General features: G+C 58.1%; 23 protein-coding genes and 2 tRNA genes. 15 read left to right on the forward strand and 10 right to left on the reverse strand.

Annotated features, from left to right (window positions below; all coding sequences use genetic code 11):
* Positions 1–25: 25 nt before the first annotated feature.
* The 6 genes from SJY36_RS07395 to SJY36_RS07420 all read left to right on the forward strand — a co-directional run bounded on the left by SJY36_RS07395 (position 26) and on the right by SJY36_RS07420 (position 4,330).
* Entirely contained in the window at positions 26–214 is a 189-nt protein-coding gene (locus tag SJY36_RS07395) for a helix-turn-helix transcriptional regulator (RefSeq protein WP_386173966.1), read from the forward strand.
* Positions 214–843, forward strand: a complete 630-nt coding sequence (locus tag SJY36_RS07400; protein ID WP_237279064.1) for a helix-turn-helix domain-containing protein — start codon at positions 214–216, stop codon at positions 841–843. The genes SJY36_RS07395 and SJY36_RS07400 overlap by 1 nt, the downstream gene beginning before the upstream one ends.
* Positions 840–1,244 carry a hypothetical protein gene (locus tag SJY36_RS07405; RefSeq protein WP_386173968.1) on the forward strand — a complete coding sequence of 135 codons (405 nt, stop codon included), beginning with the start codon at positions 840–842 and terminating at the stop codon, positions 1,242–1,244. The genes SJY36_RS07400 and SJY36_RS07405 overlap by 4 nt, the downstream gene beginning before the upstream one ends.
* On the forward strand, positions 1,241–2,755 hold the full coding sequence (locus SJY36_RS07410) for a terminase large subunit domain-containing protein (RefSeq protein ID WP_386173971.1): 1,515 nt from the start codon (positions 1,241–1,243) through the stop codon (positions 2,753–2,755). The genes SJY36_RS07405 and SJY36_RS07410 overlap by 4 nt, the downstream gene beginning before the upstream one ends.
* A gap of 134 nt (positions 2,756–2,889) precedes the next feature.
* Positions 2,890–3,087 (forward strand): hypothetical protein, encoded by a 198-nt coding sequence (locus tag SJY36_RS07415; RefSeq protein WP_386176473.1) that lies wholly within the window; start codon positions 2,890–2,892, stop codon positions 3,085–3,087.
* Positions 3,080–4,330, forward strand: a complete 1,251-nt coding sequence (locus SJY36_RS07420) for a phage major capsid protein (RefSeq protein WP_386173974.1) — start codon at positions 3,080–3,082, stop codon at positions 4,328–4,330. Before SJY36_RS07415 ends, SJY36_RS07420 begins: the two co-directional genes overlap by 8 nt.
* Before the next feature lie 342 nt (positions 4,331–4,672).
* Here the strand turns inward: SJY36_RS07420 and SJY36_RS07425 are convergent, their stop codons facing one another.
* Positions 4,673–5,605: an IS5 family transposase gene (locus tag SJY36_RS07425; RefSeq protein WP_386172423.1), complete on the reverse strand. Its 933-nt coding sequence runs from the start codon at positions 5,603–5,605 to the stop codon at positions 4,673–4,675.
* Positions 5,606–5,709: 104 nt separating this feature from the next.
* On the opposite strand from SJY36_RS07425, the gene SJY36_RS07430 reads away from it, so the two are divergent.
* Genes SJY36_RS07430 through SJY36_RS07440 form a run of 3 tightly spaced genes read left to right on the forward strand, consistent with a single transcriptional unit; the run spans position 5,710 to position 7,701 of the window.
* Entirely contained in the window at positions 5,710–6,039 is a 330-nt protein-coding gene (locus SJY36_RS07430; RefSeq protein WP_386173977.1) for an HK97 family phage prohead protease, read from the forward strand.
* A 2-nt stretch (positions 6,040–6,041) separates the two neighbouring features.
* Positions 6,042–6,632, forward strand: a complete 591-nt coding sequence (locus SJY36_RS07435) for a hypothetical protein (RefSeq protein ID WP_386173980.1) — start codon at positions 6,042–6,044, stop codon at positions 6,630–6,632.
* Between the two features lies 1 nt (position 6,633).
* Positions 6,634–7,701: a phage portal protein gene (locus SJY36_RS07440; RefSeq protein WP_237279070.1), complete on the forward strand. Its 1,068-nt coding sequence runs from the start codon at positions 6,634–6,636 to the stop codon at positions 7,699–7,701.
* A gap of 61 nt (positions 7,702–7,762) precedes the next feature.
* Here the strand turns inward: SJY36_RS07440 and SJY36_RS07445 are convergent, their stop codons facing one another.
* The 5 genes from SJY36_RS07445 to SJY36_RS07465 form a co-directional block, all read right to left on the reverse strand.
* Positions 7,763–8,317 (reverse strand): PIN domain-containing protein, encoded by a 555-nt coding sequence (locus SJY36_RS07445; RefSeq protein WP_237279071.1) that lies wholly within the window; start codon positions 8,315–8,317, stop codon positions 7,763–7,765.
* Entirely contained in the window at positions 8,310–8,687 is a 378-nt protein-coding gene (locus tag SJY36_RS07450) for an STAS-like domain-containing protein (protein WP_237279072.1), read from the reverse strand. Before SJY36_RS07450 ends, SJY36_RS07445 begins: the two co-directional genes overlap by 8 nt.
* Positions 8,674–9,549 (reverse strand): hypothetical protein, encoded by an 876-nt coding sequence (locus tag SJY36_RS07455; protein WP_237279073.1) that lies wholly within the window; start codon positions 9,547–9,549, stop codon positions 8,674–8,676. The genes SJY36_RS07450 and SJY36_RS07455 overlap by 14 nt, the downstream gene beginning before the upstream one ends.
* A gap of 214 nt (positions 9,550–9,763) precedes the next feature.
* Positions 9,764–9,838 (reverse strand) — tRNA-Asn (locus SJY36_RS07460).
* An 81-nt stretch (positions 9,839–9,919) separates the two neighbouring features.
* Positions 9,920–10,831, reverse strand: coding sequence for an MBL fold metallo-hydrolase (locus SJY36_RS07465; RefSeq protein WP_386173986.1), 912 nt, complete (start codon positions 10,829–10,831; stop codon positions 9,920–9,922).
* Between the two features lie 45 nt (positions 10,832–10,876).
* Between SJY36_RS07465 and SJY36_RS07470 the strand changes: the two genes are divergently transcribed.
* Positions 10,877–12,205 carry an ATP-binding protein gene (locus SJY36_RS07470; protein WP_386173989.1) on the forward strand — a complete coding sequence of 443 codons (1,329 nt, stop codon included), beginning with the start codon at positions 10,877–10,879 and terminating at the stop codon, positions 12,203–12,205.
* Between the two features lie 21 nt (positions 12,206–12,226).
* Here the strand turns inward: SJY36_RS07470 and SJY36_RS07475 are convergent, their stop codons facing one another.
* The 3 genes from SJY36_RS07475 to SJY36_RS07485 all read right to left on the reverse strand — a co-directional run bounded on the left by SJY36_RS07475 (position 12,227) and on the right by SJY36_RS07485 (position 15,014).
* Positions 12,227–12,649 (reverse strand): lysozyme inhibitor LprI family protein, encoded by a 423-nt coding sequence (locus SJY36_RS07475; RefSeq protein ID WP_386173992.1) that lies wholly within the window; start codon positions 12,647–12,649, stop codon positions 12,227–12,229.
* A gap of 165 nt (positions 12,650–12,814) precedes the next feature.
* A tRNA-Gly gene (locus tag SJY36_RS07480) sits at positions 12,815–12,888 on the reverse strand.
* Between the two features lie 89 nt (positions 12,889–12,977).
* Positions 12,978–15,014, reverse strand: coding sequence for an ASKHA domain-containing protein (locus SJY36_RS07485; RefSeq protein WP_037962505.1), 2,037 nt, complete (start codon positions 15,012–15,014; stop codon positions 12,978–12,980).
* A 239-nt stretch (positions 15,015–15,253) separates the two neighbouring features.
* On the opposite strand from SJY36_RS07485, the gene guaB reads away from it, so the two are divergent.
* From guaB to SJY36_RS07500, 3 genes are all read left to right on the forward strand, one after another.
* Entirely contained in the window at positions 15,254–16,702 is a 1,449-nt protein-coding gene (guaB, locus tag SJY36_RS07490) for an IMP dehydrogenase (RefSeq protein ID WP_289082161.1), read from the forward strand.
* A 38-nt stretch (positions 16,703–16,740) separates the two neighbouring features.
* On the forward strand, positions 16,741–17,901 hold the full coding sequence (locus tag SJY36_RS07495) for an RsmB/NOP family class I SAM-dependent RNA methyltransferase (RefSeq protein WP_386173997.1): 1,161 nt from the start codon (positions 16,741–16,743) through the stop codon (positions 17,899–17,901).
* A 114-nt stretch (positions 17,902–18,015) separates the two neighbouring features.
* Complete coding sequence (locus tag SJY36_RS07500; protein ID WP_386174000.1) at positions 18,016–20,301, forward strand: ATP-binding protein; 2,286 nt, start codon at positions 18,016–18,018, stop codon at positions 20,299–20,301.
* Between the two features lie 12 nt (positions 20,302–20,313).
* On the opposite strand, the gene SJY36_RS07505 is transcribed toward SJY36_RS07500, so the two are convergent.
* A complete protein-coding gene (locus SJY36_RS07505; RefSeq protein WP_009826904.1) occupies positions 20,314–20,907 on the reverse strand; it encodes a hypothetical protein in 594 nt (197 codons plus the stop codon).
* Positions 20,908–21,113: 206 nt separating this feature from the next.
* Here SJY36_RS07505 and recA point away from each other — a divergent pair, with 206 nt between their 5' ends.
* On the forward strand, positions 21,114–22,184 hold the full coding sequence (gene recA / locus SJY36_RS07510) for a recombinase RecA (RefSeq protein ID WP_005853202.1): 1,071 nt from the start codon (positions 21,114–21,116) through the stop codon (positions 22,182–22,184).
* A gap of 134 nt (positions 22,185–22,318) precedes the next feature.
* A complete protein-coding gene (alaS, locus tag SJY36_RS07515) occupies positions 22,319–24,979 on the forward strand; it encodes an alanine--tRNA ligase (RefSeq protein WP_386174004.1) in 2,661 nt (886 codons plus the stop codon).

Raw genomic sequence — 24,979 nt, forward strand, 5'->3', positions numbered from 1 at the left:
TACGTTTTTTATAGCGAGGCTTATCATGGACAAGAAACTCATATCCGCTGCGACCGTGCGCGAACTGTGTGGCGGCATATCTGACATGAGCCTGTGGCGTTGGCTCCATGACACAGACCTCAATTTCCCCAAACCTATATATATTTCCCGCCGTCGTTACTGGCGGCAGGCTGATGTCTTGGCGTGGGTAGAGACGCAAGTTGAGGCGGCCTGATGAGTGACTTGCCGTTTGCTAAGGTAAAGCTGCAGCATCTGCGCGACTTGGCGTCCGACCGTGAAGTGTCCGACCGTGCATTTCGCCTTGCGGCATATCTTGCACTCAATCACGCAGATCATGTGACAGGCGAGTCTCGCCCTTCTGATGCATTCGTGGCGAAGGCGATGGGGGTTTCGGAAAAAACGGTCAGCCGAGCCGCTCGTGACCTTTTGGGGTCCGGGCACTACACGGTCGAGCGAGGTGTGAACCGCGGCAGAGCCACAAGGTATTTGCCGACTGAGGCGACACTTAACCGGGCAGTGGAAGTCAAAAAAAAGGCTGACAAGGTTGTCAGCCTTTCGACGGTAAAAGCCCGACAGGACTGTCCAGAAAGCACGACAGATGTGTCCGAGAAAGCCAGACAGGTTTGGGGGGCGAACAGAGAAAAGGAACTTAGAAAAGAACACGCGCGAGCTAGGGCTTTGCCAAATGATGGGCAAGCCGACGCAGCCGCTTATTGGGCATCGCAAGTGAAGGCCGGTGCCTTCATTCCACAGACTGCGATTAGCCCATCGCTAGCTCGTGAGATATTGAGCCGTGGCCTTTTAGAAGCCGACGAACTCAGAGCTGTCGGGGTGGCGGCATGACGTTTGATCTGGTCCCAATGGCGGCTTTTGCATCCGGGCAGGGGGCCGGGGGTCTGGGTTATGCGTTCGCGCTGTGCGGATTAGTTGGCTTCACTAGAGGTTCTGTCGCGCATTGCCTCAATACCGAATGGTTGACGGCTAAGCCATTCGGCTCTGGCATCGGCCTGACGGCGCAAAAGCATATCCGTACGGCTAACTTTCTCAAAACACTGCAAACGTTCGATATCGCTTTCTATTTCGCGGCATTCGCAAAGGGAAGCTGCAAGGCGATCTGTTTCCATCCAACGGCATTGGTCACTCTGAGCGAACGCCGGAACACCGAAAAGCACGGATACGAACACACCGCCTATTTTATTCAGCATCAATACCTCCTGTGTTGCAACAACTGGAGGCTGGCATGAAAGCATCCACCAAAGCAATCCGGTTCCTTGAAACGCTGGCAATCCCCGAGGGGCCAAAGGCAGGCGAACTGGTCAAGCTTGCCCCATTCCAAAAGCGATTTGTTAAAGGCGCGTTGGCTGGCGATGTTAACGTGGCGGTTTTGTCCATCGGGCGCGGGAACGCTAAGACGGCGCTGTCGGCTGGCATCGCTCTGGGATCGTGCATGGGCAAGTGGGATGGTCAGCCTCGGCGCGAAATCTTGATTGCCGCAAGAACGCGGGACCAAGCCCGCATCGCTTTTGACTTTGTGGTCGGGTTCATGCGGTCTTTACCTGAAGACGAACAAAAGCTGTTCACAGTCCGGCGTTCCCCGCGTCTTGAAATCGAATATGAGGGTGGCGGCGGCGGGCATTTCATCCGGGCGATTGCGGCTGATGGCAAGTCTGCGCTTGGCTCTGCCCCTACGTTGATCTTGATGGATGAACGGGGCCATTGGGCGGCTGATCAAGGTGACGCTCTGGAACATGCGCTGTTGTCCGGTATGGGCAAGCGTGGCGGGCGGGCGTTAATCATTTCAACCTCTGCACCTGATGATGCCCACCCCTTTTCAATCTGGCTCGACGAGGACGCACCGGGCATCTATCGGCAAGAACATCGACCGTCACCGGGCTTGCCTGCGGATGATCTGGAAAGCCTCAAAGAAGCAAACCCCGGCGCTGTTGCTGGCATTGGTTCTTCTTTGGAGTGGTTGCAAGGTCAGGCACGGCGGGCAATTGAGCGGGGCGGCTCAACGCTGACCACGTTCCGGCTCTATAACCGGAATGAGCGTGTAAGCGGCGAAACCCGGGATGTGCTGTTGACCGTAGATGAGTGGCTTGCCTGTGAAGTATCTGAGGTTCCGGCACGGCAAGGGCAATGCGTGATCGGGATCGACCTTGGCGGCTCTGCGTCTATGACGGCGGCGTCTTTTTACTGGCCGGAAACGGGCCGTCTTGAAAGCCTTGGCACCTTCCCAAGAAAACCGAACCTTGCTGACCGTGGCGCAAATGATGGCGTTCAAGGGCGCTATGTTGAAATGCAGGATCGGGGCGAGTTGTCCACAATTGGCGATCAAACCGTGCCGATTGCACCTTGGCTGATCGAGGTGATGAAACATATCGAGGGCGAACCCGTCGCAGCGCTAGTCGCGGATCGGTACAAGCAATCCGAACTTGGAGAAGCGATTGACCGGGCGGGCATCCGTTCGCCTGTGATCTGGCGCGGCTTTGGGTTCAAAGACGGGAACGAGGATTGCGAGCGGTTCCGGCGGGCGGCGTTTGACGGAAAGGTGCTGACAAACCCGTCCTTGTTGCTGCGTTCTGCGTTCGCTGATGCGGTTACTCTGCGCGATCCATCCAACAATCTGAAACTGGCAAAGGCGCGTTCTACGGGCCGGATTGATGCGGCGTCTGCCACGGTTATCGCCGTTGCTGAGGGCGCTCGGATCATGGGCCGGCCAATACAGAAAGGAGGGCGCATCGCATGGGGATGAGGCAAGATTACAAACGCCACTCAGGTAAGGTTACACGCGGCCCCCGCTGGAAGGCCCTGCGGATGCAGGCGCTGGACCGTGACGGCTGGCAATGTGTCCAATGTGGCGAACGGCGGCGGTTGGAATGTGACCACATTCTACCCGTCCGAACGCACCCCGAACTTTCCTATTCTCTGAGCAATTTGCAGATGCTTTGCGGCCCCTGCCATGCCCGGAAAACCCGAATTGAGGTTGGGCACAAGCCTCTGACCCCAAAGCGCCAAGAATGGCGCGACCTGCTGCGAGATATGCAGCGCAATCCCGTTGAGCATGAAAGGAAATCAAATGCTTGATTCACTAAGAATCACCCGGCGTCAGTCGGAAATCCGTCAACAGCTTGCCGACTTGGTAGGCAAACCCGAACCGTCTGAGGACGAAACGCGGTCTATGGAAACGCTGGATGCTGAGTATCGCACCAACGAAACGCGGTTCCGTGCGGCTTTGACAGCTGAGGACGATGAGCGCAAAGAAGCGGGGGCCGAACTGGAAAGCCGCTCTGAGACAGAATGGGGCGAACTTGCGGGCCGTTTTGAATTGCGCCAAGTCGCCCTGGCACTTGATGAAGGCCGCAAGCTGGACGGTGCAACCGCTGAAATGGTGGAAGAATTGCGCAGCGCGGGCGGGTTCCAAGGTATCCCTGTTCCCCTTGAGGCGCTGGAAACCCGTGCTGGTGAAACGCTTGCGGGCGGTGTTCCTGACCCAATCCGCACAATGCCAACGATTGAGCGCCTGTTCGCGGGTTCCTCTGCAACGGCGATGGGTTGCCGGATGATCAACGTGGGCGTGGGGGAAATCGAATACCCCGTTGCCACGGGTGGCGCACAACCGGGCTGGGCTGGCTCTGAGACTGGTGACGTGCCGGGGCCGCAAGCTTACACGACGACCGATGTGCCGATGAAGCCTGATCAGACACTGGGTGTTCAAATGAAGATCACCCGCAAGGCGTTAAAACAGGCGGGTGCAGGTCTGGAGCAAGCGGTACGGCGCGATATGTCGGCGGCAATCCAGCAAGAGACTGATCGTGCCATTTTCCTCGGCTCTGGTTCCGGTGGTGAGCCTTTGGGCGTTTTCCCCGGTGCATCCGCCTACGGCATCACAGAAACGGCCATCGATGCGGCGGCGTCCTATGCCGCGTTCCGTGCTGCGGTCGTGCGGTTTATGACGGCGAACGCGGCAAGCGGCCCCGGTGCGGTTAACCTACTGTTGCGTCCTGAGGTCTTTGACAGCATGGACGAACTGATTAGCGGTCTGGCAATCTCTGAGTGGGACCGTTTGGTGGCAAAGATGGGCAAGACCGTCCTGACCACCAACGGCATCGCGGCCCCGGCTGGTGATCCGGCTGAAAGCATGGCGCTCCTGTCCACATCCACAAACGGGGTGGCTCCGGTGTTCTGCGGCATGTGGGGGGCGGTGGATCTGATCCGCGATCCGTTCAGTGATGCAAAGTCTGGGCAATTGCGCCTGACGGCACTGACCACAATGGATGTTACGGTTGCGCGTGGTGTGCAACTCGAAATCCTGACTGGTATTCAGTGATGCTAGAAGGCTTTGCAGGCGGCGGTCTGGAACTACGCAAAAGGGCATCCGGTGCGTTGGCATTGCAAGGCTCTTTTCCCTACGGCAAACGGGCGGTCCTCAGTGATGGGGGCCGTTCCGGCAGGCCAAAGAAAGAGGCAATTGCGCCCGGTGCTTTTGCCTATCGGATCAACACCCCGTCTGAGCATGGCGGGGCAAAGGACATTCACCTGTTGTCTGGTCACGACTTTGGCAAACCTTTGGCATCGGTTCGGTCTGGCACTTTGGACATTAAAGACAGTCCTGAGGGGCTCTGTTGCACAAATAGGGGTTTGAGCGGACTGCCCCTTTCCCCAGACGGACTTATCCTACGGGCTCTGTGATGGGTATGCCAAGGGCCGTGTAGCGATTGAGCACCGCGATCCGGACTTGGAGCTCCGCAACCTGCCGATCGAAGTCTCGCGCCATGAGACCTTGGCCGAGGAGTTTGACGCAGTTCATCTTCGTCTCTGCGCGGCTTCGGCGGTGATAGCCGGTCAATTTTCTCCATAAGGCGCGACCGAGATATTTGCAGGCCCTCACGGCTTCGTTTCGCGCGATAGCGCCCGCTGTCGTTGGCTGCCAAAGCTGCGCATTCTTGCGCGGCGGGATGACGGCGGCAGCTCCGCGAGCGGCAATCGCATTGTGGCATCTGCGCGTGTCATAGGCCCCATCGGCAGTGATCGTGGCGATCTCTTGATCCGGTGGGATTTGTTCCAGCAGGTCGGGCAGCATCGGGGCATCGCCGACATTGCTTGTGGTGACCCCGACCGCGCGGATCTCCAGTGTTTCCTCATCCATTCCGAGGTGAAGCTTGCGCCACAGGCGCTTCCTTGGACCGCCATGTTTGCGTGCGTTCCACTCTCCTTCACCCTCGGCCTTGATCCCGGTGGCATCGATCAGCAGGTGGAGAGGTCCCGATCCGCCACGGTAAGGGATGGCGACGCTCAGCGTCTTCTGACGGCGGCACAGGGTGCTGAAGTCCGGGACTTTCCAGTCCAGCCCGGCCAGACGAAGGAGGCTTTCGACGAACCCGGTGGTTTGCCGAAGGGGCATGCCAAACAGCACCTTCATTGTGAGACAAACCTGGATCGCGGCGTCGCTGAACTCGGGCTGACGCCCCCGCTTGCCTGTCGGCGGCGCATGCCACGACATCTCAGGATCAAACCAGATTGATAGCGAACCGCGCTGCTTCAGCGCCGTGTTGTACGAAGGCCAGTTCCTGGTCTTGTACTTGGTAGGGGACCAACTGCTCATGCTCGCCAGCTACCACGCTGGATTCACACAGGGAATCCCTCACCCCATTTGTGCAACAAAGCCGTCCTGAGGCAGTGACGTTCACGGCAACCATTTCTGAGGAAATGCAAGAGGTCAGCTATGTTAAAGACGTTCTTGCGGCGGTGTCTGCCGGGTTGGCAATCGGCATATCGCCGGGGTTTCGCCTCCCACCAAAGCGGCGGGTTCCTTATCCTGAGACGATTGAAGATGAAGGGATGGACCCAGAAAACGGTGCGTTCAATGCGGTCATTCGCACGGTGTTGCAAGCCTTGCTTTACGAAATGTCGATTGTGACAAGACCCGCTTATCCAGAAACCCAGATCGAAGCGCGAAATTGGAAGCCTGACGGGCTATTGCAATCGGATGGGCTTGGGATTGGCCTGCATCGCACTTTGAACAGATGGAGGGCCTAAACATGGCAGAAACGATCAAGCAAGTTGAAGCTATTCCGGCTTCATATCCAGATATTGGGCAAAGCGAACTTGGCTTTGCGCCCACAGATGATTCTTGGCAGCGGATCGAAAGCTATATCGCGCACCGGTTCACTCCGCGAGAAGTGATCTGGACCGTGGAGGGGGAAGGCGACTGGACGCCACCCTTGAAACCGGTAACGGCTCTTTCTGCCGAAAAATGGGAAAACGGCTGGGTCGAGGTCACGTTGCCTGAGGGGCCATATGGATATTGCCTGCCCGGTGATGGCCCGTATCGGATCACGGCAACCGTGGGGCCTGAGGGTGTCGAAGTGGACGGCGTGACGACTTATGCCGTTCCGACTGTGGTGGCGAAGGCCGCGCACAGGCTAACGCAATACTGCCTAATTCAAGTTGATAAGGACGACTACGGCAGATTTACTCGATTGCCTGAATTTGCGGCTACGTCTGTCCGATATTCGGGCGAGGGTGAAAATGCTGCGGAAACAGAACTAGAACGACCTTCCACATGGATTGCAAAAGCAATGCAAAATAGCGGTGCGGCTGATCTGCTGCGTCCATATCGGAGGGCTTGATATGTGGCCATTCAAACGGAAAGAACCTGAGAACGAAACGCGGTCCACTGGCAACGGATACACAACGCAGGTGATGCAAGCGCGGACGGATTACATCGGCGGCGTTGATGGCGTTGCCGAACTCACTGGCACGGTGCAAGGCTGTGTGAGCCTCTGGGAAGGCGGTCTGAGCCTATCCGATGTGGAAGGCACCGACATGCTGACCCCGATGATGCTGGCGTTGGCTGGTCGCGCTCTGGCGTTGCGCGGGGAATGTGTGTTCGTGATCCGCGAGGACGGGTTGTTGCCGTGTTCGGATTGGGATTTGACCACACGTTATTCCAAGCCCACGGCCTACCGTGTTGGCGTCTCTGACACGGGCGGCGGCAAGTCTATGACGGTGCTGGCGGGCGAGGTGCTGCACCTGCGCGTTGGTGCTGATGTGGGTATGCCGTATGTCGGACAATCCCCGTTGCGGCGGGCGCGGCTTACGGCGAGTTTGTTGCAAACGCTGGAATTGGCCCTGTCCGAGGTCTACGCAAACGCGCCACTGGGTTCGTCTGTCATTCCGTTCCCTGAGGCACCTGACCAAGATATGAGCGATCTGGCGCGCGGGTTCCGTGGGTTTCGCGGCAAGGTGCTAATACGTGAGTCCGTCAACGTTACGGCGGCGGGTGGTCCTGCGCCTCAGACTGATTTGAAGCCGTCCGATGTGTCGCCTGACCTATCCAAAGCTATGACAAAGGAAACGCTGGTGTCGGCACGGTCCAGCATTGAAATGGTCTATGGGGTTCTACCCGCTCTAAGCAATATCAGCACAACGGGGCCAATGGTCAGAGAGGCGCAACGCCACCTTGCCCAATGGGGTCTTATGCCTATCGCAGCGATGATCGGGCAAGAGGCATCCGAAAAGCTGGGAAATACGGTAAAGCTGGATGTAATGCGACCATTGCAGGCGTTTGATGCCGGTGGCCGCGCGAGGGCGCTTACGGCGGTTGTGGCAGCAATGGCAGCGGCCAAGGAAACAGACATTGATCCGGCAATGGCCCTCAAACTGGTGGATTGGAAGCATGAGGCTGAAAATGAATGAGAAGACTTGGAGCCAGCACCCTTCTAAGAATTGGTGCTGATTAAATTCAGCAGGCAGAAGCTCAACTCGCAGCAGTTTTCATCTTAAGTACCTTCATATTTCCCGTGACAAACCTAATACTAGTCTTGGCAAAATCACCATCATGAGAGACAAGTACAAATTTGCCAGAAGCGCATTCGCTTACTAGCGCGGCGTCGGTCAAATCGAGTTCTCCATCGACTACCAAACTTAGATTAGTTTCCAGGCAATCTTGCTGCAGGTTTGATTGCTGATATGTGCAGTCACTTAATATCTCTAAACAAATATCCTTTACAGTCGAAACCCTCGACTTGAAGTTGTTGTCAGTTTTTCGGAGTCGTTTATAGTCTCTCCATCTTGCTCGTCCAAATAGTGACTCAAATTCCATTTTGCAAAATCTATTAAAAAACTCGGAAATCACCTGCTCATTTACTATCACAGTATTCCCAGCCTCGAGAACGCTAGCATAAAAGTCACTATAGACCTGCTTTTCAGGCCTTGGATCATTTCCGTAGATAGCAAGCCAAACGTTTGTGTCGAACAACACGAACTCGTTTTCGAATTTGCAATCGGCATGTGCACTGATGATCTCACTCATCGGCGTCGCCTTTCCCATCGTCAAACAGTTCTTCTACAGCGTTTGCGTCCGCGAAAAAAACCTTAGCTCTTTCCACTACCATCTTAAGTCGATCTAAGTGCCAATCTTGATAGTCAACTGGAGCCGCTAGGTGCTTTCTTATAGTATCTTCAGGTAGTTCACCATACAATTGTCCCACGGCTGCATTGAGAAACGCTGTCGTCATCCTCGTGACGCCAAAGAAAGAAAGCTCTGCACGGTTTCCGCTTGTAATTATCTTATGGATTTCGTTGTGTACCTTCTTCCCGTCTGACGCCGCGACACAGATACCTCCTCCAACTATCGACGATACTGATATCCTAATTGTTTTCATGTGATCACCAAATTTCATGCGGATTGACTGCGGATTTCATGTGATAGGATTTTGAATCTGAAGTGTCGATCTCCAAGGAAACCACCGTTCCCGGATATTGATATGCGATGCGTTGTTTTTTCAATGTTCCGTTTCTGTACTCCCAATAGCCGCCATGCGAGCATACAAGCAGGCAACCACCATTCAAACCGATGAATTCCTTAAGAATACCTAAACCCAGTCCCCCTGGAATATCCCCAACACGCGCACTGTTGTTCATTTCCATGGCCCAATCTATTGCATCTTCTGGCGCAGCGAAGTTCTTCCCTGCAGCTGATAGTGACCCATGAATGCCTCTACCCCCATCAGAAATCACAAACGCCAACCTATCCAAACGTGGAAAGTACTGCCCGCCGGCAAAAACGGAGATCGGAGAATTGGCCCAGAGGGAGCTATTCGCAAACAGTTCATCGATTCCTTCAAAAAACTTCTTTACAAGGCCGTCACTCATTTTAGGCATCTCTCGCCGCATCAATCGAGCTTTGCTGAACTGAGAGAACTCTACGGCGCTGTTCGTGTCAAAACCTGTGATAGGTATTGTCGTTCCATGGACGTCGGCCGCTCCGCCGGAAAGAGTCTTATTTTTCTTCAGGATAGTTTGTATCCGAGGTGTTATATTGTAAAAAAGAATTTCATTTCCGGCTTTGCGAGCGTGATTCACAATAGTTAGCAAACATGCCCCTAGCTGAGCATCGATCCAAGTTAATCGCTTGCAATCTATTCCGAGGCTGGCGTTCTGCTGTTTTGATAGGTTGCTATGAAGTCTCGATAGAGCTTCAAACCCAAGAGAGTTGGCACGGATTTCATATGCCTCAAGGTCAATCATTAAGTTGTCGCTCAAATTGACCTCACCATTCTGAACTAAGCTGCAGAATATGCACTCGACAGGTATCTAAGCATTTTACTTGCAACTGTCACTTACCTTGCGAAGTGAGATGCTAAATTTGCAGGATGCCGTCCCTTGTCTTGTTACCCCAACTGTTACCCCAAAAGATTTTCGGCAAAAGAGTAAAAATCAAAAAAGCCACCAAGTCACTGAACTTGGTGGCTTTTTATGGCTCCGACGGTAGGGATCGAACCTACGACCAATTGATTAACAGTCAACTGCTCTACCGCTGAGCTACGTCGGAACGGTCTGCACCGTATAGCTATGGTAATTTCCGGCGTCCAGAGGGTTTTGCCACTTTTTTCCAGATTTTTTCAAAAGATTTTCAGACCCGGCGAAAGGTGGCTGTCGCAGAGAGGGATTTAACCGGGGCGACGCGGTTTTTGCCTGTAAGGTCAATCAGATGCGCAAGGACGTTGCGGGTCGCGGCACCCAGTAGCGCAGGCGGGGTTTCGGTGTAGATCGCAGCAGCAAGTTGGGCGGCTGTGGCGGGGGCTTGGCCGAGGGCGCGCAGGATATCAGCCTCGCGCGAGAGGCGGTGCGACACCAGCCAGTCGAGCCGTGCCGCAGGGTCGGTCACCGCAGCGCCATGACCCGGATAGAACACCCGCCAGTCGTTTTGTTGCAGTTCGGCACAGGAGGCCATGAAATCGGTCAGATCCCCATCCGGCGGCGACACCAGCGAGCTGGCCCAGCCCATGACGTGATCCGCGGTGAAACAGGCGTCATTCCAGCCAAGGCTGATGTGGTTACCAATATGGCCGGGGGTGTGAATCACGCTCAGCGTCCAGTCGTCGCCGGCGATGGTCTCTCCGTGACTTAGGGGGCGATCGGGGATGAACTCTGCATCAATGCCTTCGCCGCCGCCAATATCGGACACGGCGGCCAGTTGTTGCATCACCGCAGAGCGGCCGGAAAACGCGTCGCCAAAGGCCAGTATCGGCGCGCCGCAGGCACGGGCGAGGTCGCGCGCTAGGGGCGAATGGTCCAGATGCGTATGGGTTACGATGATGTGGCTGATGTGCTGTTCGGGTCCGATGGCATCGCGTATCGCTTGCAGGTGCCGCGGCGACGCGGGGCCGGGGTCGATCACGGCGATGCCGCGCGTGCCCAGCAGATAGGTATTCGTGCCACGGTAGGTCATGGGCGAGGGGTTGTCAGCCACGATGCGGCGCAGGCCCGGTTCCAAGATCTCGGCAATACCGATGGCGGGGTCGAAGTCGTCAGGGGGCAGCATGGTTTGGCCTTTCGCTGGGGCAGGGGGCTGGCTAAGGTCTATCCCATGTTCTTCGTCTGGCTCAAACGATATATGCCCCGTGGCATCTACGGGCGCGCTGCCCTGATCCTGCTTTTGCCGGTGGTGATCTTGCAGCTTGTGATGACCGTGATCTTTGCACAGCGGAACTATGAGGGGGTCACCAACCAGATGACCGACACTGTCCTGCGCGAGGTCGAACTGGTCATGCAGGTGGTCGATGATGCCCCCTCCACCGCTGCCGTTCCCGCCACGGTGCAAGATCGGCTGGCCGCGCTGGACATGGGGGTAACGCCTGTGTCAGCCAGCGAGGTGCCGACGCGCAACCGGATGTCGTGGTATGATTATTCCGGTCGGGTGATGGTGGCGCGGTTCGATGAGTATTTGCCATCCTTCCTGAGCCTTGATCTGACGCGGCCCACGGGGGTGCATCTTTATGTGCAGTCGCGCTTTGGCCCGCTTGATCTCCAGTTCGAGAGGCGCAGGATCTCGGCGCAGAACCCGCATCAGCTGTTTGTGTATACCTTCAGCTTCGGCTTTGTCATGACGTTGATATCCTTCGTTTACCTGCGCAACCAGCTGCGCCCGATCAAGCGGCTGGCCCGCGCGGCCGAAGCCTTTGGCCGCGGGCGTCACGTGCCATATACCCCGACAGGCGCTGTCGAGGTGCGTGCGGCGGGGGCGGCCTTTGTCGATATGCGCGCACGGATCGAGCGGCAGATTGAACAGCGCACCTTGATGTTGTCGGGGGTCAGCCATGACCTGCGCACGCCCCTGACGCGGATGCGGCTTGGCCTGTCGATGATCGACGAGGACGATGTGGAGCCACTGTTGCAGGACGTCGATGATATGCAAGGCATGTTGGATGCCTTCCTTGATTTCGCCAAAGGCACCGCAGAGGGAGACGCCGAACCCCTGGACCCGCACGCGCTGATGCAGACCGCGGTCGAGGATGCGCAACGCGCTGGTCGCAATGTGACCTTGCTCCCACCCGAGGGCGACGGCACCGGCACCGTCCGGCTGCGCCGCATGGCGATTTTGCGCGCGGTGGATAACCTGATCTCGAACGGGGTGCGCTATGGGGCGCGGGCCGAGGTATCTGTGCTGCTGACGGATAAAACCCTGCGGATCAGGGTGGAGGACGACGGCCCCGGCATCCCCGAGGATCGCCGCATCGAGGCCGTGCGCCCGTTCTCGCGGCTTGACCCCGCGCGCAATCAGAACAGTGGCAGCGGCGGCGTGGGCCTTGGCCTTGCTATCGCGACCGACATTGCCCGCGCGCATGGCGGGGTGCTACGGTTGGGCAGTTCGGACACTCTGGGCGGTCTGCGCGCGGATATCGTCATCGCACGGTAATGCGCCAAAGGATCGGTGGTGTCAGCGTGCGGTGGCGTAGTCTTGCAACTGCTCAATGCGCGATCGCGTCAGGTCAATCCGGCAGCTCAGCGTCACATTGATCGCGGCCGTTCCCCCCAACGACAAACGCTCGGGAAACGCGCAGTGATATTTGCGGTATTCTTCAAATGCGATCTGAGAGCTTTGCAGCAACGCGCTCGCCGAGGCATCGGCCTTTCGCGAAAACGCCTGATCAAACGCAGCCAGCGCCGCTTGGGCATCGAGATAGGCGCGCACCATGTCACGCTCCACCTGATCGCCCATTGCAAAGAGACATTGATGCACGGCGTCCGGATCTGTCTGCGGCGCGGTGCAGTCAGACAAAAGTTCTGATGCAGGGGGTAGTTTTTCAGCGGTAGCCATCGTCGGGATCAACAGCAGCCAAAAGAACATATATTTCAACATCTGGCGTATCCTTTCGGGCGACATGGCAAAGCTACGAAAGAGATACTGCCGCAAAGCACGGCGGAATGCTACCGGTGGGGACAAGGGCGATGATCGACAAACGGCCCTTAGCGGCGAGACATGTCGCGATCCCCGAAAAGGATTGATGTGAATTTGAGGGAATGTTGGAGCGGGTAACGAGAATCGAACTCGTAACTAAAGCTTGGGAAGCTGCCGTGATACCTTTTCACCATACCCGCGCGCCGTGAGGTGACTTAATCCGATGTGGCGGGTGCGTCAAGCGGGGTTTTTGCCTGACGCGCCCTTTGCCGATGGTTGCGGGCAGACCTTAGCGGCGGCGGCGGCGGCGGGTGCCGCCGGAGCTGTCGCCGCCGGTGTTGAAGGTCTCGGTCGGGAGCGTGACGATGCTGTTGAGGATCGGGAAGGGCTCTACCGCGTTGGGGATGGCAGAGGCGTTGACGAAATGCTCTTGAAAGCGGGGTTCGATGGCGGTCTCGATCTTGTGGATGTTGCGGACGGTCTCTTCGATCTCGGCGCGGCTGGAGGTGTTGAGCAGGGCAATGCGCGCGCCGGTGCCTGCGGCGTTCCCGGCGGATGTCACCTTGTCGAGCGGGGCGTCGGGGATCATGCCTAGGATCATCGCGTGCTTGGGGCTGATATGGGCGCCAAAGGCACCGGCCAGCACAACGCGGTCCACGTGATCGACCCCGAATTTATCCATCAGCAACCGCGCGCCGGAATAAAGTGCTGCCTTGGCCATCTGGATTTCTCGGATGTCGCGGTTGGTCACGGTGATGCGCGGTCCGCCGTCGGCAGTGCCATCATAGACCAGATAGGAATTGGTGCGCCCGTCGGCAAAGACATTGGCCGATCCGGTTTGTTCAGCCGTGCCGATCAGGCCGGGGGCGTCAACGATCCCGTGGATGCGCATTTCAGCGACCATTTCGATGATGCCCGAGCCGCAGATACCGGTCACACCGCTGGCACCGATCTGAGATAGGAAAGCGGGGTCGTCGGACCACAGGTCGCTGCCAATCACCTTGAACCGGGCGATCTTGGTAACGGGGTCAATCTCTACCCGTTCGATCGCGCCGGGGGCGGCGCGCTGGCCGCTGCTGATCTGCGCCCCCTCGAAGGCGGGACCGGTGGGGGACGAGCAGGCGAGCACTTTATCGCGGTTGCCCAGCAGGATTTCGGCGTTGGTGCCCACATCGACCACCAGCACCAGATCGTCGGATTTATCTGGGGCTTCCGACAGGGCAACGGCGGCGGCATCCGCGCCCACATGGCCCGCAATGCAGGGCAGCAGATAGACGCGGGCAGAGGGGTGGATGTTCAGGTCCAGGTCCATGGCGCGCAGGCGCAGCGCGTTTGATGTGGCCAGCGCAAAGGGCGCTTGCCCCAGCTCGAACGGGTCGATGCCCAGAAACAGGTGGTGCATGACCGGATTGCAGACAAACACCGCATCCACGATCATGCCCTTGTCGATGCCGCCCTCGGTGCTGATTTCATCGAACAATGTGTTCATACCGGCACGGACCGCGCGGGTCATCTCTGCCGCGCCGCCTTCGTTCATCATCGAATAGCTGACGCGGCTCATCAGGTCTTCGCCAAAGCGGATCTGCGGGTTCATCACGCCCGATGAGGCCACGACCTCTCCGGTTTGCAGGTCGCACAGATGCGCCGCGATGGTGGTGGAGCCCAGATCGACCGCGAGCCCGTAAAGCGACCCTTCGTAGAAACCGGGCCAAAGATGCATGATGCGGGCCGGGTTCTCATCATCGCCCAAATGCACGGCCACGGTGACTTTCCATGCGCCCTTGCGCAGGGCAGGTTGAAGCGTTTGCAGGATTTGCAGATCGGCGGTGACATTTTCAAGCTGCCACTGATCGCGCAGGGCGTCGCAGAGCCTCTCCAGATCGCCCGAGGGGTCGTGCATGTCGGGTTCCTGCACCTCGACGTAAAAGAGCTTGGTCGACGGGTTGAGAACGATATCGCGCGCCTCGGCCCGTTTGCGGACCACCTGTTTGTGTACCTGGCTTTCGGCGGGCACATCGATCACCACGTCGCCCATGATCTGCGCCTGACAGCCCAGACGGCGGCCATCAATCAGACCGCGCTTGTCCTTGTAGCGTTGTTCGACGCTGTTCCATTCGGACAGCGCATCCGGCGCCACGGTGACCCCGTGCTTAGAGAACTGCCCATATCCGGGCGAGACCTGACATTTCGAACAGATGCCACGCCCGCCGCAGACGGAATCCAGATCAACGCCCAACTGCCGCGCCGCCGTGAGCACCGGCGTGCCCTTGGCAAAGTGACCGCGTTTGCCCGAAGGCGTGAATACCACAAGGGGATCGTTGCTCATCTATCTTTATCCTCAACACTTTGGCGCACCATAGCGTAGCAGGCGGCAGGTGAAAGCCGCGATGCGGCATAATTCCTGCCATCTGCGCCTGTCTGTGCCCCTGTACCCCCACTACAGCGGCTGCGCGGATCACGTATGCGCGTCGAGCAATGCAGTTAGCGTGCAAATGGGTCTTTCCAATCAAACCCATCCATGAAATATGAAACCGCCAAATGAACCCATGCAAGCCGAGGTGCAAAATGGAGATTCGTGAGGCTCTGACCTTTGATGATGTACTACTGGTGCCTGCGGCATCCAACGTGTTGCCGTCTACGGCTGACACGCGGACCCGCGTTACCAAATCGATCGCGCTGAACATTCCGCTGCTCAGCTCCGCGATGGATACGGTCACCGAAAGCCGCATGGCGATTGCCATGGCGCAGGCGGGGGGCATGGGGGTCATTCACCGCAACCTCACGATCGACGAACAGTCCAAGGAAGTGCGCCGCGTCAAACGGTTTGAATCCGGTATCGTCTACAACCCGATCACCCTGCGCCCTGACCAGACCCTGGCCGACGCCAAAGCGCTACAGGAACGCTACCGTGTCACGGGCTTCCCCGTTGTTGATGAAGCAGGCCGCGTTGTGGGCATTGTGACGAACCGCGATATGCGCTTTGCCTCTGATGATGCCACGCCGGTGCGCTTGATGATGTCCTCCGACAATCTGGCGCTGCTGCAAGAGCCTGCCGACCGCGACGAGGCGATCAGCCTGATGAAGGCGCGCCGGATCGAGAAGCTATTGGTGACCGACGCCAAGGGCAAGCTGACGGGTCTGCTGACGTTGAAAGACACCGAACAGGCCGTGCTGAACCCCACCGCTTGCAAAGACAACCTTGGCCGTCTGCGCGTTGCTGCGGCAACGACCGTTGGCGACGCGGGCTATGAGCGTTCGCAAGCATTGGTTGAAGCCGGTGTCGACATGATCGTGATCGACACCGCGCATGGCCACTCTGCCGGCGTCGCAGAGGCGGTGCGCCGTGCCCGTGAATTGTCGAGCGACGTGCAGATTGTAGCCGGCAACGTCGCGACAGGGGACGCGACCCGTGCGTTGATCGATGCGGGGGCGGATGCCGTCAAGGTTGGCATCGGGCCCGGGTCGATCTGCACAACGCGGATGGTGGCTGGCGTCGGCGTGCCGCAGCTGACGGCGATCATGGATTGCGCCAAAGCCGCGGGCGATGTGCCGATCATCGCTGACGGCGGGATCAAGTTCTCGGGCGATTTCGCCAAGGCGATTGCGGCAGGCGCGTCCTGCGCGATGGTCGGCAGCATGATTGCGGGCACCGATGAATCCCCCGGCGAGGTGATCCTGTACCAGGGCCGCAGCTTCAAAAGCTACCGCGGCATGGGCAGCCTTGGCGCCATGGCGCGCGGCTCTGCCGACCGGTATTTCCAGAAAGACGCCGCATCGGACAAGCTGGTGCCAGAGGGGATCGAAGGTCAGGTGCCGTATAAAGGCTCTGCCAATGCCGTTGTGCACCAATTGGTCGGCGGTCTGCGTGCGGCCATGGGCTATACCGGCTGCGCCACGGTCGAAGAGATGCGCAAGAACTGCACTTTCGTCAAGATCACCAACGCGGGTCTGTCTGAAAGCCATGTGCATGATGTCCAGATCACCCGCGAGTCGCCCAACTACCGCATCGGGTAACTCCCTTAAATCAAAGGCGTAATCTACGTGACCCAAGCATGACCCCCGGCGCGCGCATCTCTGCTGCCATCGAGATTTTGAACACAATGGCGGACGGTGTCCCGGCGGAGCAAGCCTTGACCCGTTGGGCCCGTGGCAGCCGCTACGCAGGGTCCAAGGACCGTGCTGCGGTGCGCGATCATGTGTTCGATGTCTTGCGGCAGCGGCGGCTGGCCGCGCACCTTGGGGGTGGTGACACGGGGCGGGCGTTGATGATTGGCGTTTTGCGGGCGCAGGGCATCGATCTTGCGCCGCTGTTCAACGGGCAAGGTCACGCGCCACTGCCGTTGTCGGACGCAGAGGCCACGCCCCCCGACGCGCAAAGTGATATGGCGACCCTGTGGAACCTGCCGGACTGGATCATACCGCTGTTTCAGGCGTCGCTCGGGGCAGACGCCGAAGCTGTCGCGCAGGCTCTGCAATCGCGGGCACCGATCTCGGTCCGGGTGAATACGGCACAGGCAACGGTCGCGGATGTGGCAGAGGGACTGGCCGAAGCCGGCATCGAAACACGCAGGAATGACCTTTGCGCGACCGCCCTGACGGTGACAGAGGGGGAGCGGAAACTTCGCAACTCTGACAGTTACTTACACGGTGATGTTGAGCTTCAGGATGCGGCCAGCCAAGCGGTTGTGGCGGCGCTTCCCGAAGCTGAGCGGATGCTTGATTATTGCGCAGGTGGCGGTGGCAAGGCGCTGGCAATGGCCGCGCTGCGCGATGCGACTGTCTTCGCCCACGACATCGATCCGCGCCGGATGGTCGACCTGCCCACGCGCGCAGACCGCGCTGGTGTAACCGTCAGACAGGTGACAACCGATGAACTGGACGGGGCCGGCCCCTTTGACGTCGTATTATGTGATGCTCCCTGTTCAGGGAGCGGGTCGTGGCGCCGGTCGCCCGAAGGTAAGTGGACGTTTACAGCCGGTCGTCTGGAAGAATTGACACAAATTCAGGATAAAATCCTGGATCACGCTGCCATGCTGACCACCAAAAACGGGACGCTGGCCTATGCGACATGCTCGGTTCTGCAATCTGAAAACGAAGATCGGGCCGCGGCGTTTCTGTCGCGGAACCCGGACTGGACGCAGGTATTTACCAAGCGTTTCCATGTAGATGCGCAGGGTGACGGATTTTTCACGGCACATTTTAAACGTCGTTGAAGGATCTTTGAAACAACTTGAAGATGTTATTTCCTTTGACCTGATACGAAATTAACAGCACATTAACCCTCCTAAGTCTAAATGAACTCGGTTTCATGATTTAGGGGGAAAGTGTTGGCTCAAGAAAGTGCGGCTCGTCAGATCGTCTTTGGTAAGCGTTGGCTGGTTCTATCAGCCTTTGTTATCTTCGCCGCCATCCTTGGTTCAATCGCTCCAGCGCGCTCTTTGGCCATCGTTCTACAGGCCGCCAGCGCCACTGTCGGCCTTGCTGTCTTGGTTAGCTTTGTGGTCGCGCTGCGCCGCCGGCGCGTGCAACGCGCGCAGCGTGCGGCGGCAAAAACCACGATGGCTGATGATCCGAACCCCTGTGTGCTTACCACCAAGGAAGGCGATATCGTTGCGCAGAACAACGTCGCGTTAACCACCTTTCTGCGTCCGGCACAGCCCACAATCGCCGACCTGCTCGCGCCGCTTTTCGCGGACCCTGAGGCGCTGTCGTCTCGGCTCGCGGCCAAGGCGACGGAAGGGGGCGCTGCGAAAGAAGACATCAACACCCGTGACGGCACCATGCGCCTGTCCGCGCACCGCGTGGGGGAAGATCTATTTTGGCGGCTCGAAACCTTGTGGGACGCGTCCGAAAACGGCGCTGGTACAAGCGACCACGGGTTGCCAATGGTCATGGCCAGCAACTCCAATGTCATTTTGTTCATGAACGCCGCGGCCCGGAGCCTTGTCGGCAGGCGCGTGACGGCGTTGAACCAGATCATCGGCGATATCCCCATCGCTTCGGGGGAAATGGTCACCGTGCAGACTGCCAAAGGCCCCATATGCATGACCGTCGCCGAGATCGGAGCCTCGGCCAACCGCCGCGCATTGTATTTTCTGCCCCATGCAAACGACCGGTTTCAGGACGCAGGATGGTCCGCGCTTCAAAACCTGCCGATCCCGCTCATCAAAGTCGCCCCGAGCGGCGAGGTTTTGTCCTTCAACGCGCCGGCAGAGCAGTTGGTGGGCGCGGAATTGACGGAAGGCGTGTCGCTTGCCGACGTGATGGAGGGGCTGGGGCGGTCAATCTCGGACTGGTTGCAAGATACGCTGGAAGGAAGATTGCTGCAAAAGCCCGAGTTCCTCAGGCTCAAACGCAGCGATCGGGAAGTGTTTGTGCAGATAAGGTTAAGCCTGATTTCCGAAGGCGGCACGCCCACTCTGATCGCCGTGCTACATGACGCGACCGAGCTTAAATCGTTGGAAGCGCAGTTTACCCAAAGTCAAAAAATGCAGGCTATCGGGCAGCTTGCCGGGGGCGTTGCCCATGATTTTAACAATCTGCTCACCGCTATTTCCGGCCACTGTGACCTGCTCCTTCTGCGCCATGACCCGGGCGATCGTGATTACAGCGATCTGGTACAGATCGACCAGAATGCCAACCGCGCTGCGGCTTTGGTGGGGCAGTTGCTCGCCTTTTCACGCAAGCAGACGCTCCGCCCCGAGACGGTCAATATGCGCGACACGCTTGCCGACCTGACCCATTTGCTTAATCGTCTGGTTGGTGAAACGGTGACCCTGACGCTCAGCCATGACCCGATCCTGCAACCCATCCGCGCAGATAAACGGCAGTTGGAACAGGTGTTGATGAACCTGATCGTGAACGCGCGCGATGCGATGCCCATGGGCGGGGAAATCAAGGTCACGACAGAAAATACCCAGCTGGCTGAACCACTTACACGTGATCGGGTGACCGTGCCCGTCGGGGAATACGTAACGGTTGAGGTCACCGACGAGGGCGAAGGTATCCCGCGGGACCGGTTGCAAAAAGTGTTTGAACCCTTCTACACCACCAAACGGACCGGGGAGGGGACGGGGCTGGGGCTCTCCACCGCCTACGGTATTGTCAAACAGTCGGGGGGCTATATTTTCGTCGATAGCACGATCGGGGAAGGCACCACCTTCACCCTGTATTTCCCGTGCCATAGCAAGGGCGCGGAGGCATCAGCTCCGATGAAACTAACCGCTTCCCCGACCGGATCGAAAAGAGAGGACGGGACCGTTTTGCTGGTCGAAGACGAAGCACCGGTGCGTGCATTTGCCAGCCGCGCGCTGCGCATGCGCGGCTATACCGTTCTAGAAGCCGACTCGGCCGAGATGGCACTAAAAACCCTTGAGGACCAAGCGCTTAATATTGATGTCTTTGTGACCGATGTGATCATGCCGGGGATGGATGGCCCCACCTGGGTACGCGAGGCGCTGAAAGCACGACCGGGGGTGCCTGTGGTCTTTGTCTCTGGCTATGCCGAGGACAGTTTCGGCGATGCCCAGATGACAATTCCCAATTCTGTTTTCCTGCCTAAACCGTTTTCGCTGACGGAGCTGACGAACACTGTGAACAGTCAGATCCAATAGGCTGGCTGGTCGCTACTCGATCGAGTCGTAAAGCGCGAATTCATCTGCGAATTTGCGTTTGAAACGTTGCTCTATCTCCGGGGAAAGATGCAGGTCCATTTGGGGGGACACGTTCTCTTGTTTCAGATCAAGCGTCACGTCGAGCCTTTGTTCAAGAAAACCTTTTAACCGATCCTGATTCTCGTATCGAAAATAATGGGTTATGCCCGTTCCGTTCGGTTGCGCTGCCATAAAGTTGAGCTGGCTGCCCACGTCGGCAAATCCCGGTTTTTTCCCCTTCATATAGGCAAGAATGAATTCATCAAAACTCACATCAAAGGTGGCATTGGGCTTGCCTTGCATAAAGGGCCGCTGGCGATAACGATACCAACTGCCCAGCCAACTGATCGGTTCGCGCATGACGGCCATCAATTCAAGCTCCGTGTCACAGACTTTCAGAAACATCGGGCGAATAAACCGGTTGTAGCGATAGACCGGCGCATGTTTCAGCATGGGCGGTTCAGAAATGACCATATCCGCCCGGGGGGCCAAAGCGGTTTCATATGCGGTGGTGCCGGTTTTTGGAACCGACAAAAACGCAAGGCGTTCCTTAAAGAAAACAAGCACTTGAAAGAAAACCTTTCGTCAGTCGAATAGTAATTTTCGCGTATCAACCGAATGTTAATCAGTTCAATAAATAGATGAAAGGGCAAACAAATACATTGTAATGTTCTCATTTTGATCTCATATGGAACATAGAAAGAACATCAAGATGGTCGGGGCATGATGATTGCGGCTTGCAGACCACTGTGACAGTAAGAGGATAACCTATCATGGCAACGGCAGATCTTTTGACTATGGACAACAAGAAACAAGCTGAGAAGCAAAAGGCCCTGGACAGCGCGCTGGCACAGATTGAACGCCAGTTCGGCAAAGGGTCTATCATGAAGCTGGGGGCCGAAGGGGCCATTCAGGACATCAAGGCAAGCTCGACCGGTTCGTTGGGGCTGGATATCGCGCTTGGTATCGGCGGTCTGCCCATGGGGCGGATCATCGAGATTTACGGCCCGGAATCCTCGGGTAAGACCACATTGACCCTGCATTGTGTTGCGGAGCAGCAGAAAAACGGCGGCGTTTGTGCGTTTGTCGACGCGGAACACGCGCTTGACCCGCAATACGCGCGCAAACTGGGCGTTGATATTGACGAGCTGCTGATTTCCCAGCCTGACACCGGCGAACAAGCGCTTGAAATTACGGATACGTTGGTCCGCTCCGGTGCGGTGAATATGGTGGTGGTCGACTCCGTCGCGGCTTTGACGCCAAAGTCCGAGCTGGAAGGCGATATGGGCGACAGCTCTGTCGGGGTGCAGGCCCGTCTGATGAGCCAGGCAATGCGGAAACTGACAGGCTCGATCTCGCGGTCGAACTGCATGGTGATTTTCATCAACCAGATCCGGATGAAAATCGGCGTTATGTTCGGGTCGCCCGAAACGACGACCGGTGGGAACGCGCTGAAATTCTATTCTTCCGTGCGTCTGGACATCCGCCGCATTGGCGCGCTCAAGGATCGTGACGAGGTGGTCGGCAACGCCACACGGGTCAAGATCGTCAAGAACAAGGTGGCCGCACCGTTCAAGCAGGTCGAATTCGACATCATGTATGGGGAAGGGATCTCCAAGATGGGCGAGCTGCTGGATCTAGGGGTCAAGGCTGGCGTGGTTGATAAATCGGGATCGTGGTTCAGCTATGGCGATGAACGGATCGGGCAGGGGCGTGAAAACGCCAAGACCTTCCTGAAAGAAAACACCGCCATGGCAAATGAGATCGAAGACAAGATCCGCGCGGCCCATGGGCTGGACTTCGACGGCTCCGACAGCGACGACGCGGATATTCTCGAAGCGTAAAGGCTTGCACCGCAAGTGGTTAGAAAAGGCGTGCCCCCAGGGCGCGCCTTTTTTCATGGGGGCTGCCTGTGGACAGTGCTCTGTCGCGAGGGTATTCGAAGGTAATTGTTTTTGCCCCTCGAAAGGCCCCGCATATGAAGACGCTCAACGATATCCGATCAACCTTCCTTGGTTATTTTGAAAAGCAGGGTCACTCGATCCAGCCGTCCAGCCCGCTGGTGCCGCGAAACGACCCCACGCTGATGTTCGCGAACTCTGGCATGGTGCAGTTCAAGAACCTGTTTACTGGCGTCGAAACCCGCGATTATTCGCGTGCGACAACAGCGCAGAAATGCGTGCGCGCCGGGGGCAAACATAACGACCTCGACAATGTGGGCTATACAGCGCGGCACCATACCTTCTTTGAAATGCTGGGGAATTTCAGCTTTGGCGACTATTTCAAGGCCGAGGCCATCGCCTTTTCATGGGAGCTGATTACCAAAGAACTGGGCATTGATCCCAACCGTCTTTACGTGACCGTTTACCATACCGACGACGAGGCTGCGGACATCTGGAAGAAGGTCGCCGGGCTGCCGGACGACCGGATCATTCGCATCGCGACAGATGACAACTTCTGGATGATGGGGCCGACCGGCCCTTGCGGCCCATGCTCCGAGATTTTTTACGACCACGGAGATCACATCTGGGGCGGCCCTCCCGGATCGCCAGAGGAAGACGGCGACCGGTTTGTCGAGATCTGGAACCTTGTTTTCATGCAGTATGAACAGTTTGAGGACGGCAGCCGCACCGCACTGCCGAACCAATCGATCGACACTGGCATGGGGATCGAGCGGGTCGCGGCGCTGCTGCAGGGCACGAACGACAACTATGCCACCGACCTGATGCGCAACCTGATCGAGGCGAGCGCCCATGCCTCCAGCACCGATCCGGATGGCCCGGGCAAGACGCACCACCGCGTGATCGCCGACCACCTGCGGTCGACCTCCTTTCTGATCGCGGACGGGGTGATGCCGTCGAACGACGGGCGGGGTTATGTGCTGCGGCGGATCATGCGCCGGGCCATGCGTCATGCGCATTTGCTGGGGCTGAAAGACCCGTTGATGCACCGCCTTGTGCCCGAACTGGTGCGTCAGATGGGCGGGGCCTACCCCGAACTTGGGCAGGCGCAGTCACTGATTACAGAGACACTGCTGCTGGAAGAAACGCGCTTCAAACAAACGTTGGACCGCGGTCTGAAGCTGCTGGATGACGAACTTAAGGGCCTGCCAGCCGGTGCCGATCTGCCGGGCGAGGCTGCGTTCAAACTCTATGACACCTACGGCTTCCCGGTCGATCTGACCCAAGATGCCTTGCGCGAACAGGACCGCAAGGTTGACCTTGAAGGCTTCAACGCCGCGATGGATGCGCAAAAGGCCAAGGCGCGTGCCGCATGGTCCGGTTCGGGCGAAGCGGCGGATGCGACCATTTGGTTCGATGTGGCCGAAAAGTCCGGCACCACCGATTTTCTGGGCTATGACACCGAAACGGCCGAGGGGCAGATCGTTGCGCTGATCCAGGACGGGGCGCAGGTGGCCGAGGTGAAACAGGGCGACAGCGTTCAGATCGCGCTGAACCAGACACCGTTTTACGCCGAAAGCGGCGGTCAGGTCGGGGACACCGGCACGATCAAGACCGACAGCGGCGTGGTCACGGTGACCGACACGCGCAAGACCGCGGGCGTCTTCATCCATATCGGCGAGGTGACAGAGGGCACAGTCAAGACCTCTCAGGCCGCGGTCTTGGATGTGGACCACGCGCGGCGGACCTCGATCCGAGCGAACCACTCTGCCACACACCTGCTGAACGAGGCGCTGCGCAAGACCTTGGGGGATCACGTGATGCAGCGTGGCTCTTTGAATGCGGCGGATCGTTTGCGTTTTGATTATAGCCATAACCACCCGATGACGGCCGACCAACTGGCCGCGGTCGAGGAAGAGGTGAACAGCTACATCCGCCAGAACACCGCCGTGGAAACCCGGATCATGACCCCGGATGACGCGCGCGAGATGGGGGCGCAGGCGCTCTTTGGCGAGAAGTATGGCGACGAGGTGCGGGTTGTTTCTATGGGCCGCGAGGCCGGTTCGGGCAAGGGCGCGGACAAGCAGACCTATTCGCTGGAACTCTGCGGTGGTACCCACGTGCGCCAGACCGGTGACATCGGGGCCTTTGTGTTGTTGGGCGACAGCTCCAGCAGCTCCGGCATACGCCGGATCGAGGCGCTGACCGGCACCGAAGCCCTCAAGTGGCTGCGCACGCAGGAAACCGCGCTGACACGCGTCGCGGCAGAGCTCAAGACCTCGACCGCGGATGTGCCCGATCGCGTCCGTGCCTTGCTGGACGAACGCCGCGCCTTGGCTAACGAAGTCGCTCAGCTGCGCCGTGAGCTGGCCATGTCGGGCGGTGGCGATGCCGGTGCCGCGGCCCCGCGCGAGGTGAACGGGATCAAGTTCATCGCGCAGGTGGTCAACGGTGTGACCGGCAAGGATCTTCCCGCGCTGATCGACGAACATAAGGCCAAGCTCGGGTCCGGTGCGGTGCTGCTGATCGCTGATGCAGACGGCAAAGCAGCGGTCGCGGCGGGTGTCACCGCCGATCTGGCCGCCACGATCTCGGCGGTTGATATCGTCAAGACAGTCGTTGCCGAACTGGGCGGCAAGGGCGGCGGTGGCCGTCCTGAAATGGCCCAGGGCGGTGCCAAAGATGTCGCAAACGCCGAGGCCGCGATTGCCGCAGCCGAAAATGTTCTGAAAGGATAA

Source organism: Sulfitobacter sp. R86518 (assembly GCF_042466275.1).
In the GTDB taxonomy this organism is placed as follows: domain Bacteria; phylum Pseudomonadota; class Alphaproteobacteria; order Rhodobacterales; family Rhodobacteraceae; genus Sulfitobacter; species Sulfitobacter pontiacus.

What these genes read in the sequence shown, in the direction of transcription:
- SJY36_RS07395 (WP_386173966.1), top strand. Translation starts at nt 26, where the DNA reads ATGGACAAGAAACTCATATCCGCTGCGACCGTGCGCGAACTGTGTGGC.
- recA (WP_005853202.1), top strand. Translation starts at nt 21,114, where the DNA reads ATGGCAACGGCAGATCTTTTGACTATGGACAACAAGAAACAAGCTGAG.
- SJY36_RS07430 (WP_386173977.1), top strand. Translation starts at nt 5,710, where the DNA reads ATGCAAGAGGTCAGCTATGTTAAAGACGTTCTTGCGGCGGTGTCTGCC.
- guaB (WP_289082161.1), top strand. Translation starts at nt 15,254, where the DNA reads ATGGAGATTCGTGAGGCTCTGACCTTTGATGATGTACTACTGGTGCCT.
- SJY36_RS07440 (WP_237279070.1), top strand. Translation starts at nt 6,634, where the DNA reads ATGTGGCCATTCAAACGGAAAGAACCTGAGAACGAAACGCGGTCCACT.
- SJY36_RS07405 (WP_386173968.1), top strand. Translation starts at nt 840, where the DNA reads ATGACGTTTGATCTGGTCCCAATGGCGGCTTTTGCATCCGGGCAGGGG.
- alaS (WP_386174004.1), top strand. Translation starts at nt 22,319, where the DNA reads ATGAAGACGCTCAACGATATCCGATCAACCTTCCTTGGTTATTTTGAA.
- SJY36_RS07475 (WP_386173992.1), bottom strand. Translation starts at nt 12,649, where the DNA reads ATGTTGAAATATATGTTCTTTTGGCTGCTGTTGATCCCGACGATGGCT.
- SJY36_RS07420 (WP_386173974.1), top strand. Translation starts at nt 3,080, where the DNA reads ATGCTTGATTCACTAAGAATCACCCGGCGTCAGTCGGAAATCCGTCAA.
- SJY36_RS07445 (WP_237279071.1), bottom strand. Translation starts at nt 8,317, where the DNA reads ATGAGTGAGATCATCAGTGCACATGCCGATTGCAAATTCGAAAACGAG.
- SJY36_RS07400 (WP_237279064.1), top strand. Translation starts at nt 214, where the DNA reads ATGAGTGACTTGCCGTTTGCTAAGGTAAAGCTGCAGCATCTGCGCGAC.
- SJY36_RS07485 (WP_037962505.1), bottom strand. Translation starts at nt 15,014, where the DNA reads ATGAGCAACGATCCCCTTGTGGTATTCACGCCTTCGGGCAAACGCGGT.
- SJY36_RS07425 (WP_386172423.1), bottom strand. Translation starts at nt 5,605, where the DNA reads ATGAGCAGTTGGTCCCCTACCAAGTACAAGACCAGGAACTGGCCTTCG.
- SJY36_RS07450 (WP_237279072.1), bottom strand. Translation starts at nt 8,687, where the DNA reads ATGAAATTTGGTGATCACATGAAAACAATTAGGATATCAGTATCGTCG.
- SJY36_RS07470 (WP_386173989.1), top strand. Translation starts at nt 10,877, where the DNA reads ATGTTCTTCGTCTGGCTCAAACGATATATGCCCCGTGGCATCTACGGG.
- SJY36_RS07410 (WP_386173971.1), top strand. Translation starts at nt 1,241, where the DNA reads ATGAAAGCATCCACCAAAGCAATCCGGTTCCTTGAAACGCTGGCAATC.
- SJY36_RS07495 (WP_386173997.1), top strand. Translation starts at nt 16,741, where the DNA reads ATGACCCCCGGCGCGCGCATCTCTGCTGCCATCGAGATTTTGAACACA.
- SJY36_RS07435 (WP_386173980.1), top strand. Translation starts at nt 6,042, where the DNA reads ATGGCAGAAACGATCAAGCAAGTTGAAGCTATTCCGGCTTCATATCCA.
- SJY36_RS07465 (WP_386173986.1), bottom strand. Translation starts at nt 10,831, where the DNA reads ATGCTGCCCCCTGACGACTTCGACCCCGCCATCGGTATTGCCGAGATC.